This window comes from Candidatus Cybelea sp., assembly GCA_036489315.1.
In the GTDB taxonomy this organism is placed as follows: Bacteria; Vulcanimicrobiota; Vulcanimicrobiia; order Vulcanimicrobiales; family Vulcanimicrobiaceae; genus Cybelea.
On sequence record DASXFZ010000010.1, the window covers coordinates 17,042 to 29,627 of the forward strand.

Below are 12,586 nucleotides of genomic sequence, written 5' to 3' on the forward strand. Positions count from 1 at the left end.
TTACTGCGAGGGCTGGCCCGTGACGGGATACTCGCGAGCGTACTGCCCGATCCCGTCGGCGATCTCTTGCGCAACCTTCTGCCGCCAAGCCGCCGACGTCAGCAGCGCGTAGTCGCTGGGATTGCTGAGAAACGCCGTCTCGACGAGCGCCGCCGGCATCTTCGTATGCAGCGTTACGTAGAGATGGCTCTTGACGATGCCGTCGTCTTTCGTACCGTCGGCGGCGAGATGGCGCTCGATCGCACGCGCCAGCGCAACGTCGTCCGGCTTCGAAATATACGTCGTCGTGCCGTACGGCCCGGAGTTGATAAAGCCGTTGACGTGGATGCTGACGAACATCCGCGCGCCGGCTTTATTGGCGACGTCGACTCTCGCTTGCAGCTCGTCGCGCGCGCTGTCGTTCGGCTGGTAAACGTCGACGTCGGTTTCGCGCGTCATCTTCACCTGCCAGCCCTGCGCGACCAGCAAATCGCGTAAGCGTTTCGCCATGTCGAGCGTGAGCTGCGCCTCCGAGACACCGCTGTGCACCGTGCCGACGTCACTGCCGCCGTGCCCGGGATCGATGACGATCAGCCGCGGATTATTCGCAAGGTAGTTGCTCCGCGGGCCGAATTTCCAGCCGCTCGAATCGCTGTCGGTGCCGCTCGAGGCCGTCTCGTCCAACGGCGCGGGCGTTACCGCTGGGCCGGTCGCGGCCGCTGCAACGACGCTGCCGACCGTCCCGGTTCCGGAGCGCGGTTCGTCGGAGACGTCCTGCGCTCCGATCGTAATCGCAAGCCCCGTCGCCGACGGGGCTAGGGTCATATCTTTGGGACCGGCGAGGGAGAGCGCGACCCGCACCGTCGTCGGGTCGACCTGCCGCACGCGCAGCGAAAGCAGCGGATCCGCCTCGCTCTGCTCGATCGGCGCGCCTTGCATCTGCGAGTTTTTGATATCGACCCAGAAGCGGTTGTCGGGCTCGCGCAGACGGTGCCATTCGTAGCTGGCGTCGCCGCTGACGGCGATCGCAACGTCGATGTCGTCGCCGCTTTGCTGTACGGTTACTGCCGTCACCACAGCGGGGCCGCCGCCGGTCGGTGCGCCGGGCTCCGGTTCGGATGTCGGTGACGCGCCGGCCGCATACGACGGCGGCGCCGGGGCCGCGTTTGCCGCGACCGGTCCGTCGATCGTAAGCAGCACGTCGTGGCCGCTCGGATTCTGAGGAGCTTGCGCGATCGCGCCCGGCGAGAGCGAAATCGTTACCGTCGTAACGGGCGCGCGCACCGTGCCGGAGTTTGCAATCGCAATGCTGCGCACCGCGCCGCCCGGCGGCCGGCTGCCCGTCAGGGTCGTGCCGACGCCGTCGAAGGCGTAGGTAATCGTCGCCGGCGTCTGCTGCACGATCCGCGCGTGCAGCACCGCACCGCCATGGGCGAGCAGCGTGACGCGCTCACCTTGCTGCCGCACGTCGAGGCTAGAGAGCTGCGGCTGCAGCACGGCCACGGGACCGTCCTGACGCATGGCGAGGTCGAGCGAGCGCAGCAGCTCGCGCATCGGCAGATAGGCTTCGTCCCCGATCAGAAACGGCGCGGTATTCGCCTGCAGCGCGATCGGCCCGACGTCGTACCGGCGATCGCCGATCGCAAAGCTCATGACGACCGGAACCGAGTTGGTTACGAGCACGTAGCGCTCACCGGGTCGCCAGGTCAGAACCGCGCCGGTCGCGCGCAGCAGCGTCGCCAGGCCGGGGTCGTTGACTCCGATTGCCGGCGCGCCCGACTGCGTGGAGACGTGCGTAAAGCGCAGCGTGCGTCCGCCGTAGAGCGCCGCAATACTGGAATCCGCGCGTGCCGGCAGCGGCAGCGCGGCTGCCGCAACCGCGAGCAGCAGCAGCGGAACCGGCTTAGAAATCCGAGCGGTGAAGCGGCTGATCCAGCTCAATGTGACCTCCAGGCAGCGTCTCGAGGCGGCTTCCCTCAACGAGGATCTGCACGGCGTTGATGCCGCGGATGGCGGTCATCGTGTAGACGAGCGCCTTGAACTCGCCGTTTTCGCCGAACGTGCCGCCGGCTTGCTGTTCGACCTGTTTCGAAAGATCGATCGTCGCGGTCGAGCCGTCGAGGCTCGCGCCCAGCACCTGCGTTCCCGGCGGAAAACGAATCGCTTGTATTTCGTTGGGCGGCCCGGCGACGGCTTGCACGGCCGCGTATCGGAGCGTGTTGTGCAGATGTTCGGCGGCGCTTTCGCCGGGCTCCGGCGGACGCATCGTGACGCGCATCTGCGCCAGCGAGTTTCCGTCGAGTTTGGTATAGTAGATGCCGAGCGTTTCGGCGGTGTGCGCCGCCCGATTGGAGAGCACGTACCACGTGCCGGCGGCAACGACGACCAAAAGCACGACGAGAACGACTAGGCGCGGCAATCTCACGTCGGACGGCTTACTTCTCGAAGGGCGGCCGAAATACTCCCGTCGAACGCGCTCGCATCATGAAGTGGCTGCAAAAAGCCATCCGCCGCGAGCGTGACGCGCTCGAGCGTGCGCGCCGAAGGTTCATCCGCGAGCCGACGGAGAAGCGGCTGCACGACGTACGCACGACGGGGCGCCGCTTCCGCTCCTTGCTCGAGGACGTCGCCGATCTCGTACCCGCGCGCAAGCTGCTCGCGCGGGTCAAACGCGCCGGCGCAGCAACCGATGCCGCCCGCGACGCCTCGATCGCGCTTCGCCTGCTCGACGCCGCCATCGACGAGGGCGAGCGGCAGAACGCGGCGTGGCTCTTCGCGCAGCTTCGGGAGCGCGAGGCCGAAGCGACGCAGCGCGCGCGGCGGCTCTTGCGGCACGCGCGATTCGTGCGATAGCCTGGTGAAGCCCGAGCACATCGACTTGCGCGGCGTCGGCGAAGTCAGCGCGCTTGCGCGCCGAGTCCTCAAGACGCGCGGGCGTGAAGTTCAGCGGCTCGCCGCTGGTCTCGAGCACCGCGACAAGCAGGGCCTGCACGACTTTCGGATCGCGTGCAAGCGTCTGCGTTACGCGCTCGAGCGGTTCGCGGATCGCGAGTCGCCGCTGCTGGCAACCGCGGAACGCCTCACGCTCTTGCAAGACGCGCTCGGGGAAGCGCACGACCGCGACGTGCTGCTCTCGGTGCTTCCGCCGACGATGCCGCAGACGGAGCGGAGCCTTCGCAACGAACGCGACCTTTACGTCGAACGGGCCGGCGTGCTCTGGCGAGAGGTACAGGAGCTGGCCCGCGCCTGCGCTCTCATGTTTTTCGAATAAGCCTCTAATCATTCTCCGTTAGAACGCAAGCGTATCACGTGGTACAGATGAAGCATGAAGAAACTTCGCAACGTATTACTCGCCTGCGCGCTGAGCGCGGGAGCTCTCGCCGCGGCCGCGTTGCCCGCCGCCGCTCAAGTCTACGGTGGTGTCTACGTACAGACCGGACCTCCGGCACCGATCTATGAGACCGTTCCCGTCTCGCCGGGCCCCAATTACTACTGGGTCGGCGGATACTGGACGTGGAGCGGCAACCGCTACGTCTGGCGCCGCGGGTACTATGCGGCACGGCCGTACGGCGGTGCGGTCTGGTACGGCGGACGCTGGGCACACGCACGGGGTGGATGGTACTGGCACGCCGGTCGCTGGGGCCGCCCCTACTAAACACACAAACCCACGAACTCACTGACGCTCTCTCGCCCACCGGCTTGCTTCCACCGGTGGGCGATGCCGTTGCCGGCGTTGAACGTCGGAGTCCCATGCAGCTCCGGCGCTCTATGCGCCTTTTCGACGTCGTACTTTTTTTCGTCGTCGCGGGTTCGAATTTGCAGTGGATCGCCTCGGCCGCGGCCGCCGGTGCGAGCTCGCTTGTCGTTTGGCTGATCGCGGGGCTGACGATGTTCGCGCCGATCGCAATCTCGGTCGTCTTTCTCGCCTCGCACTATCCCGAAGAAGGCGGGATGTACGTCTGGAGCAAACGCGCCTTCGGGCCGTTCGCCGGGTTCATGACCGGGTGGACCTACTGGGCGAGCAACATTCCGTACTTCCCGGCCCTGCTCTACTTTGCCGCCGGCAATGCACTCTTCATGGCCGGTGCGCGCGGTGCCGCGCTCTCCACGTCGCCGCCATACTTCATCGCGTTTGCCTTGGCCGGGTTGGCGCTCGCCACGATCGTCAATCTCTACGGCTTGAGTATCGGAAAATGGCTGACCAACGTCGGCGGCTTTACGCGCTGGATCGCGACGCTGCTGCTGATCGGACTCGGTGCGCTGGCCTGGTGGCACTTCGGTTCGGCAACCCCGCTGACCGCCGAAAGCTTGCGCCTGGGCTTCGGCCTCAAGGATCTGATCTTCTGGTCGGTGATCGCCTTTGCGTGGACCGGGCCGGAGGCCGCCTCGTTCATGGGGGGAGAGATCGAAAATCCGCGCCGATCCGTGCCCATCGGTCTGGCGATCGCGGCGCCGGCCATCGCCGTCATCTACATCGTGGGAACGCTCAGCCTGCTCGTCGCCGCAGTCCCGCACGACATCAATTCGTCGGTCGGCGTGATGGACGGCATCTCGCGCACCGCTTCGCGCTTCGGCTGGGCGATCTTGACGCCGGTCGCCGCTCTGCTCGTGGCCGTCAGCTGCCTCGGCAGCACCGGTGCCTGGATCGGAACCACCGCGCGCATTCCCTACGTTGCAGGGATCGACCACTATCTTCCGCCCGTCTTTGCGCGCATGCACCCGCGCTGGGGATCGCCCGTCGCGGCGCTGATTACCATGGCCGTAATCGCCTCGCTCTTCATCTTCTTGGGTCAGGGAGGCACGAGCGTAAAGGGCGCGTACGACGTGCTGGTCAGTGCGACGGTCATCACCACGATGATCCCGTTCGTGCTCCTCTTTGCATCGGCGCTGAAGTTTCACGCGCTCGCGAAGACGCCGGTCGACATTCGCATTCCGGGCGGCCCGGTTACCGTCTGCATCGCCGCGCTCGTCGGCCTCACGACGACGCTGGCGGCCATGGTCTTTGCCGGCTTCCCGGCCGACGACGATCCAAACAAGGCGCTCGCCGTCGTCAAAGTCATCGGCTTGACGGGCGCAATGCTGCTCGCCGGGGTCACGATTTACTTAACCGGCCGTCGCAAGGCACAACTCAAAGCGCAAGCCTGAGGACCTCCGGGCGGGCGAATCGAAGCTCTGCAGATGCGCGACGAAGTCTTCGTTCGCCGCCTCGAAGCCTTCGGCGACATCGTGATGGGCTTCAGCCTTGCACTGCTTGGCTTAACGCTCGTCGTGCCCGACCACGCAGCAGCGCTCCTCGAGCATCAGACGTGGCTTATCGCCTACGTCTGGACGTTCGCGCTGGTCTGCATCATGTGGGCCTCCCACTACTGGACCTTTCGCTACGTCTTCGTTCCGACGCCGTTCTGCCTGGTGGTGAACTACGCGAAGCTGGCGCTAACGGTTCTGCTGGTCTTCATGGTGCAGGTGCTGATGCGGTCCTACGAGACGGGGACCGCGCGCGATGTCATCGTTGCAAACGAACTCTATTGGGGCTGCCTCGCGGCAATCTGGGCGGCGACGGCGTTGCTGCTGCTCGTCGGCCTGCGAGATCGGCGCGCGTTCCTGGCCCCGGAGATCGCGCATCGCGCCGTCGCGCGAATCTATCGTATCGCGGCGACGATTCCGGCGCTGGTTGTGGGAATCTTCATCGGCGCCCACGGCGCAGCGGACCTGATGTCGAGCGTCGTCGCGATCTCGCTGGTCGTTGGCCTCGTATTGGGACGCGCGGGGGCCGCTCTGGTTTTAAGAGACCGAAGCGGCGCGCGCGCGTCGTAGTATTTTAGTTTTTCTCAGTGCGGAGCCGGCGACGTAACCGGCACCGGTTTGATCGGTACCGGCGGCTGTACCACCGGCACGTGCGGCACCGCTGCGCGGGGCGGTGCGGTGATGCGCGGAGGCGTCACGGGGATAGCCGGTCTTGCCGGCGGAGGTATCGGAATAGCCGGTCTTACCGGCGGAGGCATCGGCCTGGCCGGCGCCGCGGCGGAACGCATCGCGTGCCCGGGCGGCGCGGCACCGAGCAGCGCAATCGCTGCAAATGAGAGGGTGAGGCCTGCAAGCCACTTTCTTTTTACAATGAACATGCTTAATTTGGTGCCCGTACCGAGCGGTGAATCACGCGCGAAAATTAGCGTTTGGTTAAACGCGCTGGGTAAGCAAAGGCGCGGCTAGTGCTTGATGATCGTGCTGTGGAGTCCCAGCGGCTGCCCGCTAAAGATCACGCCCGCCGTTTCGACGATCGTCGCGGCGACGATGTAACCAACCGGCAGCAACGGTAAGGACGCCGCCGCGATTTTTGCGTACGGCACGCGCCGCGGTGCGCGCCGATGCACGGACCACAGCGCCCACACCGCCGCAATCGAGATAATGCACAGAACCGGAAACGATACGACGACGAGGGCGTTGAAGATCGCGACGGGATTCTGCATCGAACTCGGCGCGTCGCGGCTGATCGATCATCGTTCGAGCTTCAACGCGTACGTTACGTACTGCGTTTATGTTCATGAAAGTAAAACTTTGCCGAGTTTATTGTTGCTTCACAACTTGGTGTAATCCTCATTGCACTCGGACGTCGAGAAAGGAGCACCCGAACACAATGACCTTGACTTCGAAACTCGCCGCGGCGGCATCGTTCGCAGCGTCGCTGGCTCTGGGAGCCTGCGGCGGCGGACAATCGTCCATGGGCACAATGCCCGTTGCTTCGAGCCCAATGCACGCCGTCTTCGCGCAGCCGTTGGATCGCAACGGCGGCGGTTGCCGGAACGACGGAGACCTACACGTGGACCCGTGCCGGATTCGCTTCGACGCAAATCACTCGGACCCGATGGATGTCTTCGTCGAAAACGGCGGCGGCAACGATCGGGATCGTGGTCGCGGTCGCGGGCCGGGGCAGCAGATCAGAGAGAGTGATGACTGCGCATCCCGCCACATCGCAACGCTCACCCGCGATTCCAACCGCGTCTATACGGTAACGGCCGGAACCGCATCCGGTTCGTGCACCGCGAACTTCACCGATGACAACCGCCGCAATCGCGACGGAAATCGCGGTGAAAACGGAAACCTCCGTGTCGTCAACGCGCTCTAGCGCATTGCACCGTCGCTGGAGCCCACGAGGAGGCCGGTTCGCCGGCCTCCTCGCCGATCCAACGCCGCCGCCGTACCGGGCCGCACGACGGTAACCCCATAGGGCGTTCCGGCGATTGCGGACCAGGATGCCGAAAGCAAGATTTCGTTTCCGTTCGTATCGTAGGCGGTCGGAGTGCCGCCCTTGATGTTCGTTACGTAGATCAGCCCCGCTCCCGGGTCGTACGTGATCCCGTACGGCCCGTTCAGGCCGGCGAACGATCCCGAGAGCGCCTGCTGATTGCCGTTGCGGTCGTAGGCCGTCACCGTCGTGTTGTTGGAGTTCGTGACGTAAAGCCGGCCATTTTTTGAGACGTAGGCAATGCCGGTCGGAAACGACAGGCCGGTCCACGAGCCCGCAAGCGTCTGTTTGTTGCCCTGCTGGTCGTACGCGCCGACGTTATAGTTGGGAGCGCCGCTCGTCACGTAGAGCAGTCCGTTGCCGGGGTCGAAGGCCACGCCGATCGGATTGGTGAGGCCGGACCACGAGCCCGACAGACGCTGCAGGCTCCCGTTTTCGTCGTAGGCCGTAACGTTGTTGGAGCCTTGGTTCACGACGTAGAGCCATCCGTTGCTCGAATCGTAGGCGATCCCGCTGGGAACGTCGGCGCGTGCAAAGGTGCCGGTTAGCACCTGCTGATTGCCGGTCGTATCGTAGGCCGTCACCGCGTTGCCGGTAAGATTGGCAACGTACAGCAAACCATTGCCGCCGTCGTAAGCGATCGCGCGAGGATTCGCAAGCTTCGTCCACGCGCCGCCCAAGGTCTGTAAGTTCCCCTCCGGATCGTAAGCGGTCACGCTTCCGGGACTCCCGCCCTGGGCGATATAAATAACGGGCGTCCCGGGCGAGGGCGACGGGCCGAAGGGATTCGATGACGCAGCCGTATGGCAGCCCGAAAGCGCGAAGGCAAAAAGAAGCGCGGCGGCCGCGGCGCGAGTTGCTTTGAATGCTCGAAAAAGCACTCTAAGGCTGTCTCGTGCAGGTCGCGCTGAAAGCCCCGATCCCGCCCTTGTCGTTGAAGAACTGATTGTTCGATGTGATCGTGTCGCCGGTTCGCGAATAGTGCACGTCGAAGCGCTTGCGCCCCGAGTTATCGGTCGAGGGCCAGACCTGGCTCCAAGTCCCGTTATCGGGATCGAGCGAGGCGCTCTGCGCGACGTTCATCGCTCCGGAATCGAAGATCGTGATCGAGACGTAGGCGTGCAGGGCGTGGCTCCAGCGCTCGTACACCGTTGCAGGCTGCTCTCCGCCCAGCTTCGCGACGAACCAGTTTCCCCGTTGCTCTTCCGTAAATGCAAACGGCTTGCCCGCCGTCGCCGGCGTGAACGTGCACTGCCAGGTTCCGACGTGACCGCGCAGCTTTGCCTGCTGCGCTTCGTCGGACGACGCGTAGCCCGGCGGGCTCGTCGCAGCGGCCGCCGCCGCGGTCGAGGCAGCGAACAGCAGGCTCGCCAGCGGAATGCGCATGCGCGCCTACTTCCCGACGGCGCCGTGGCACGCCCTTTCCGGCGGTGAAACTCGCCTGCGCCGCATCGGTATCGCTCCGCAGTGGCTCTCTTCTGGTTCTTCCTCGGCGGCACGATCGTCGCCGTAACCGTCGTGCTGACGTCGCGGCGGTACGCGCAACTGCCGGATCGCATCCCGATCCATTTCGGCCTCATGGGCGACGTCGACGGCTACGGGCCGCGCTTCCTGGCGTGGCTGCTGGTTTTCGTGCAGCTCGGGGTCGCCGTCCAATTCCTCCTGCTGTCGGCCATGGCACGCCATGCCGGAGTCGTTGCCGCGGGCGACGCGATCCTCGGCATCTGTTTGGCCGCGCAGCTTTTGATCCTCAACACCGCGCGCAGCGGCAAAACCCGCGCGAACATGCTCGGCTTTTGGATATTCTTAGCGGCGATGATCGCCGGCTGCGTTATCGCCGTAGGCCGAAGATGAACGGCGTCGGTTTGCCCGTCGAAGCCACAGGCGGAGCTCCTTATACCATGTAGGTCTTGGGTGGATTCTCCATTTGCAATATCGGACGCGTGATTGCGAACGGCGAGAGATCGGCGCTCGCGCCCTCGACCGAGAGCCGGCTCAAGATGCGGCCGATCGCGCCGGCGAACTTGAAGGCGTGGCCGGCACCGATCGCCACGCTGACGTTGCGATGGTCCGGCAGCGTGTCGATGACGAAGTCACGATCCGGCGGCAGCGTGTAGAGGCACGTCTTCACCAGCCGCACCGGCCCGAGCGCGCCCGGGAGGTACCGCTCGAGAAATCCGCTGACGCGCGCCGTAATCTCGGTGTCCTCCTCGTAGCCGCGTGTCTCGGCATCGACCGGCTTGCCGCCGGCATCTTGAGTGATCTTGACGCAGCCGGCCTCCCCGAAAACCGGGAAACCGTAAAACGCCGGGTCGTCCATCCAGATCCAGATCGGGAATTTATTGAACTCGAAGCTCGGCAGGTCGCGCGATTCGAAGTAGATGACCTGCTCCTTGGTCACTTCGAGCGGTACCCGCGCGCCCAAGTGCGCGAGCGCCCGCGCGCTCCACGCGCCGGCCGTAACGATCAGGCGCGATGCGCGGTAACGCTCGCCGCCGGCCTCGACGTCGACGCCGTCGTCTCCGGCGCGCAGGGCGCTTACCTCGACGCGATCGCGCAGCGTTGCGCCAAACTCGCGCGCCATCGTCTGATGCGCGGCCGTCGCACGCTGCGCGGCGACGAGGCCGCCGTCGGCTTGAAAGAGCCCATGCACCGAGTCGTCGATCTGCCAGACCGGCCAGCGTTTGCGGATCTGTTGTGCGTCGAGCCACTCGAACGGTACGCCGCAGATGCGCATCGATTCCGCGTACGGCTCGAGCGGAATCGCGCCGTCGCGCGGGCGGATGTCCAGTCCCCCGGTTCGGAAGACGACTTGCTGCCCGCAGTCCCTCTCCAGCTGCTCCCAGGCGGCATAGGCCGCTTTCGCGAGCTGCACGTATGCGGGAGAAAAATACGAGTACCGGATGATGCGCGAGTGATCGTGCGACGCGCCGCGCACGTGCCCGAGCTCAAACTGCTCGAGGCCCAGCACGCGCTCGCCACCCTTCGCCGCCCAATACGCGGCCGCGCTGCCGATGCCGCCAAGCCCCAAAACGATGACGTCGTATTCAGTCATGCCGCGTCGCCCCCCGTGTCATCCTGAGCCTGTCGAAGGACGAAGGACGTCGAAGGACGCAATGTAGCGGCGTATGTCGAGGCTCGCGTCTTCCATCGGCGCGTAGTATCCGTAGCGAAAGGCCCGCGACCTCATTCCCGCCTGAACGCTCTCGCAGATCCGCCAATCCTGCTGGTTGACGAGATCCCAGAAGTCGACCGCATCGTTTGGATCGAACCCCGGCTTCGCCATCTCGGCCGGATCGAAGAGGAAGTCGCAGACGATCGTCGTCTTCGCCGGTCCGCTCGGAAAGAGCGCGAACGCGGCGACGTGATCGGCGGAGAGGCTGAGCATGAAGTTGGGGTAGATCAGCTCCCCCTTGTGCCGCGTGCGCTCGTCGTCGTCCAGCGCCGCGAACGGCGCGCGCTCGGTCGTGCCGGTTGCCGTAAAGGTCCACGCACCTTCGCGGTGCGGTATGCCGCGATCCCAGTCGAGCCCGGTGCCGCCGCCTTGTTTGAATGCGGGCACGACTCGGCACAACTCCGGGTGGACGCCGGCACAGTGATAGCACTCGTTGTAGTTTTCGAGCATGACCTTCCAGTTGGCGTCGACTTCGTAGCGCAGCGAACGCGCGACGCGTAGTTCGCGCAGCGGGTACCGCGTCAGCCGCTCGGGAATCCTGCCCAGCTGATCGAGCAGCTCACCCGCACGTTCGGGTGCGAGGTGCACGAAGAGGAAGCCCCCCCACTGCGCGATCGCGACGCGGTGCAGCCGCCGGGCGTCGGGCGGCACCTCGTCTTGCGAAACGAAGGGAGAGGCGAGCAGACGGCCGTCGAGCGCGTACGCCCACGCGTGGTACGGGCAGCGGATTGCGCCGCGCACGTTGCCCTCACCGCAGAGCAGCCGGCTGCCTCGATGGCGGCAAAAATTGAGATGGGCGAATAGACCGTCCTCGGCACGGACGATGACGATGCTTTCACCCGCGATATCGACGACGCGGTACGCGCCGGGCTGGGCGATCTTTTCGGCGCGTCCGGCATAAACCCACTGATCCCAAAAAATCGCCCGTTGTTCGCGGGCGAAAAAAGCCTCGTCCCAGTATGCCTCGCGCGGCAGCGACCGCTCCATGACGTCGTGCTTTCAATAGGTGCGGGCGGATTCCGTCAGAGCGCTTAAGAAAGTGTCGGACATGACGGATACGTTCGTACGACCGCACGTCGGCGCCGGCGCAAAGACGTTGCCGGCCTCCTGGTATACCTCGCCCGAGGTCTTTGCGACCGAACGCGAACGGGTCTTCGCGCACGAATGGCTCTGCGTCGGGCGCAAGGACTCGCTCGCGCGCGCCGGCGATTTCTTTACGGCCGAACGCGCCGGCGAGAGCCTGATCGTCACGCGCGATACCGCGGGCCGCGTCCACGCGTTCTTTAACGTCTGCCGGCATCGCGGCACGCGCCTCTGCGAAGCGGCCACCGGCCATTTTGCAGGCTCGATTCAGTGCCCGTACCACGCCTGGACGTACGGCCTCGACGGCGCGCTGAAAGCCGCCCGCAACATGGCTGAAGTTTCCGGCTTCGATCGCGCCGACTACCCGCTCAAAGAGGCGCCGGTCGCGCTCTGGGAAGGCTTCATCTTCGTCGGCATCGCGCCGGGCATCCGCCGCTTCGAAGAGACATTCGCATCGATGATCGGGCGCTTCTCGAGCTGGGACATCGGCCGGCTGCACCCGGCCCATCGCATCACGTACGACGTCGCCTGCAACTGGAAACTGGTCTTCCTGAATTACTCGGAGTGCTACCACTGCCCGCTCGTGCATCCCCAGCTCGATAAGCTCTCGCCCTCGGACAGCGGCCGGAACGACCTCTTCGAAGGACCGTTCCTCGGCGGGTATTCGGAGCTGCGTAAGCCCGGCACGAGCCTGACGATGAGCGGTTACAGCTCGCGCCCGCCCCTGGGAAGCGTATCGGGCGAAGAGCTCAATCGCACCTATTACTACACGATCTTCCCTTCGATGCTGCTGAGCCTCCATCCCGATTACGTGATGGCGCACTACTGCAATCCGCTCGCGCCCAACCGCACGGAGATCATCTGCGAGTGGCTCTTCGATCCGGCGGTGATCGCGCAGCCCGGTTTCGATCCGAGCGATGTCGTCGATTTCTGGGATCTGACGAACCGTCAAGACTGGCACGTCAACGAGCTCACGCAGCTCGGCCTGAGCTCCAGTGCCTATTCGCCGGGGCCGTACTCCAACGCGGAGGGCCTGCTTCGTGCTTTCGACCGTTACTATCTCGAAGTAATGGGAGCGTAGCGAAACGCTCGGCCTGCTGCTCGCG

Annotated in this window: 15 protein-coding genes; 8 read left to right on the forward strand and 7 right to left on the reverse strand. The window is 65.1% G+C overall.

The features are described 5' to 3' along the window. Positions 1–1,920, reverse strand: coding sequence for an N-acetylmuramoyl-L-alanine amidase (locus VGG51_01745; protein ID HEY1881748.1), 1,920 nt, complete (start codon positions 1,918–1,920; stop codon positions 1–3). Further along, on the reverse strand, positions 1,883–2,404 hold the full coding sequence (locus tag VGG51_01750; protein HEY1881749.1) for a GerMN domain-containing protein: 522 nt from the start codon (positions 2,402–2,404) through the stop codon (positions 1,883–1,885). The genes VGG51_01745 and VGG51_01750 overlap by 38 nt, the downstream gene beginning before the upstream one ends. A gap of 59 nt (positions 2,405–2,463) precedes the next feature. Between VGG51_01750 and VGG51_01755 the strand changes: the two genes are divergently transcribed. The 5 genes from VGG51_01755 (at position 2,464) to VGG51_01775 (ending at position 5,793) form a co-directional block, all read left to right on the forward strand. Then, the gene (locus VGG51_01755) at positions 2,464–2,832 is read left to right on the forward strand and encodes a CHAD domain-containing protein (protein ID HEY1881750.1); all 369 of its coding nucleotides are present in this window, start codon (positions 2,464–2,466) and stop codon (positions 2,830–2,832) included. Between the two features lie 4 nt (positions 2,833–2,836). Further along, positions 2,837–3,250 (forward strand): CHAD domain-containing protein, encoded by a 414-nt coding sequence (locus VGG51_01760; protein ID HEY1881751.1) that lies wholly within the window; start codon positions 2,837–2,839, stop codon positions 3,248–3,250. 54 nt (positions 3,251–3,304) lie between these two features. After that, positions 3,305–3,634, forward strand: a complete 330-nt coding sequence (locus VGG51_01765) for a hypothetical protein (protein ID HEY1881752.1) — start codon at positions 3,305–3,307, stop codon at positions 3,632–3,634. Between the two features lie 113 nt (positions 3,635–3,747). Further along, complete coding sequence (locus tag VGG51_01770) at positions 3,748–5,124, forward strand: APC family permease (protein HEY1881753.1); 1,377 nt, start codon at positions 3,748–3,750, stop codon at positions 5,122–5,124. 33 nt (positions 5,125–5,157) lie between these two features. Beyond that, positions 5,158–5,793, forward strand: coding sequence for a TMEM175 family protein (locus VGG51_01775; GenBank protein ID HEY1881754.1), 636 nt, complete (start codon positions 5,158–5,160; stop codon positions 5,791–5,793). Between the two features lie 392 nt (positions 5,794–6,185). On the opposite strand, the gene VGG51_01780 is transcribed toward VGG51_01775, so the two are convergent. Further along, on the reverse strand, positions 6,186–6,446 hold the full coding sequence (locus VGG51_01780) for a hypothetical protein (protein ID HEY1881755.1): 261 nt from the start codon (positions 6,444–6,446) through the stop codon (positions 6,186–6,188). Positions 6,447–6,613: 167 nt separating this feature from the next. Between VGG51_01780 and VGG51_01785 the strand changes: the two genes are divergently transcribed. Continuing rightward, positions 6,614–7,102, forward strand: a complete 489-nt coding sequence (locus tag VGG51_01785; GenBank protein ID HEY1881756.1) for a hypothetical protein — start codon at positions 6,614–6,616, stop codon at positions 7,100–7,102. On the opposite strand, the gene VGG51_01790 is transcribed toward VGG51_01785, so the two are convergent. Both VGG51_01790 and VGG51_01795 read right to left on the reverse strand, forming a co-directional pair. Further along, positions 7,099–8,103, reverse strand: coding sequence for an NHL repeat-containing protein (locus VGG51_01790; protein HEY1881757.1), 1,005 nt, complete (start codon positions 8,101–8,103; stop codon positions 7,099–7,101). The two genes, VGG51_01785 and VGG51_01790, sit on opposite strands and share 4 nt — an antisense overlap. A gap of 1 nt (position 8,104) precedes the next feature. Continuing rightward, entirely contained in the window at positions 8,105–8,608 is a 504-nt protein-coding gene (locus VGG51_01795; GenBank protein HEY1881758.1) for a hypothetical protein, read from the reverse strand. An 81-nt stretch (positions 8,609–8,689) separates the two neighbouring features. Here VGG51_01795 and VGG51_01800 point away from each other — a divergent pair, with 81 nt between their 5' ends. Next, on the forward strand, positions 8,690–9,076 hold the full coding sequence (locus VGG51_01800) for a DUF1648 domain-containing protein (GenBank protein ID HEY1881759.1): 387 nt from the start codon (positions 8,690–8,692) through the stop codon (positions 9,074–9,076). 40 nt (positions 9,077–9,116) lie between these two features. Here the strand turns inward: VGG51_01800 and solA are convergent, their stop codons facing one another. Further along, a complete protein-coding gene (gene solA / locus VGG51_01805) occupies positions 9,117–10,277 on the reverse strand; it encodes an N-methyl-L-tryptophan oxidase (GenBank protein HEY1881760.1) in 1,161 nt (386 codons plus the stop codon). Between the two features lie 18 nt (positions 10,278–10,295). After that, positions 10,296–11,384: an aromatic ring-hydroxylating dioxygenase subunit alpha gene (locus VGG51_01810; GenBank protein HEY1881761.1), complete on the reverse strand. Its 1,089-nt coding sequence runs from the start codon at positions 11,382–11,384 to the stop codon at positions 10,296–10,298. Between the two features lie 61 nt (positions 11,385–11,445). Here VGG51_01810 and VGG51_01815 point away from each other — a divergent pair, with 61 nt between their 5' ends. Further along, positions 11,446–12,561: an aromatic ring-hydroxylating dioxygenase subunit alpha gene (locus VGG51_01815; protein HEY1881762.1), complete on the forward strand. Its 1,116-nt coding sequence runs from the start codon at positions 11,446–11,448 to the stop codon at positions 12,559–12,561. The last annotated feature ends 25 nt before the right edge of the window (positions 12,562–12,586 follow it).

Bases quoted from the DNA above. Each gene is read 5' to 3' on its own strand.
- VGG51_01810 (HEY1881761.1), bottom strand. From the start codon at position 11,384: ATGGAGCGGTCGCTGCCGCGCGAGGCATACTGGGACGAGGCTTTTTTC.
- VGG51_01765 (HEY1881752.1), top strand. From the start codon at position 3,305: ATGAAGAAACTTCGCAACGTATTACTCGCCTGCGCGCTGAGCGCGGGA.
- VGG51_01815 (HEY1881762.1), top strand. From the start codon at position 11,446: ATGACGGATACGTTCGTACGACCGCACGTCGGCGCCGGCGCAAAGACG.
- VGG51_01775 (HEY1881754.1), top strand. From the start codon at position 5,158: ATGCGCGACGAAGTCTTCGTTCGCCGCCTCGAAGCCTTCGGCGACATC.
- VGG51_01770 (HEY1881753.1), top strand. From the start codon at position 3,748: ATGCGCCTTTTCGACGTCGTACTTTTTTTCGTCGTCGCGGGTTCGAAT.
- VGG51_01780 (HEY1881755.1), bottom strand. From the start codon at position 6,446: ATGCAGAATCCCGTCGCGATCTTCAACGCCCTCGTCGTCGTATCGTTT.
- VGG51_01755 (HEY1881750.1), top strand. From the start codon at position 2,464: ATGAAGTGGCTGCAAAAAGCCATCCGCCGCGAGCGTGACGCGCTCGAG.
- VGG51_01785 (HEY1881756.1), top strand. From the start codon at position 6,614: ATGACCTTGACTTCGAAACTCGCCGCGGCGGCATCGTTCGCAGCGTCG.
- VGG51_01795 (HEY1881758.1), bottom strand. From the start codon at position 8,608: ATGCGCATTCCGCTGGCGAGCCTGCTGTTCGCTGCCTCGACCGCGGCG.
- solA (HEY1881760.1), bottom strand. From the start codon at position 10,277: ATGACTGAATACGACGTCATCGTTTTGGGGCTTGGCGGCATCGGCAGC.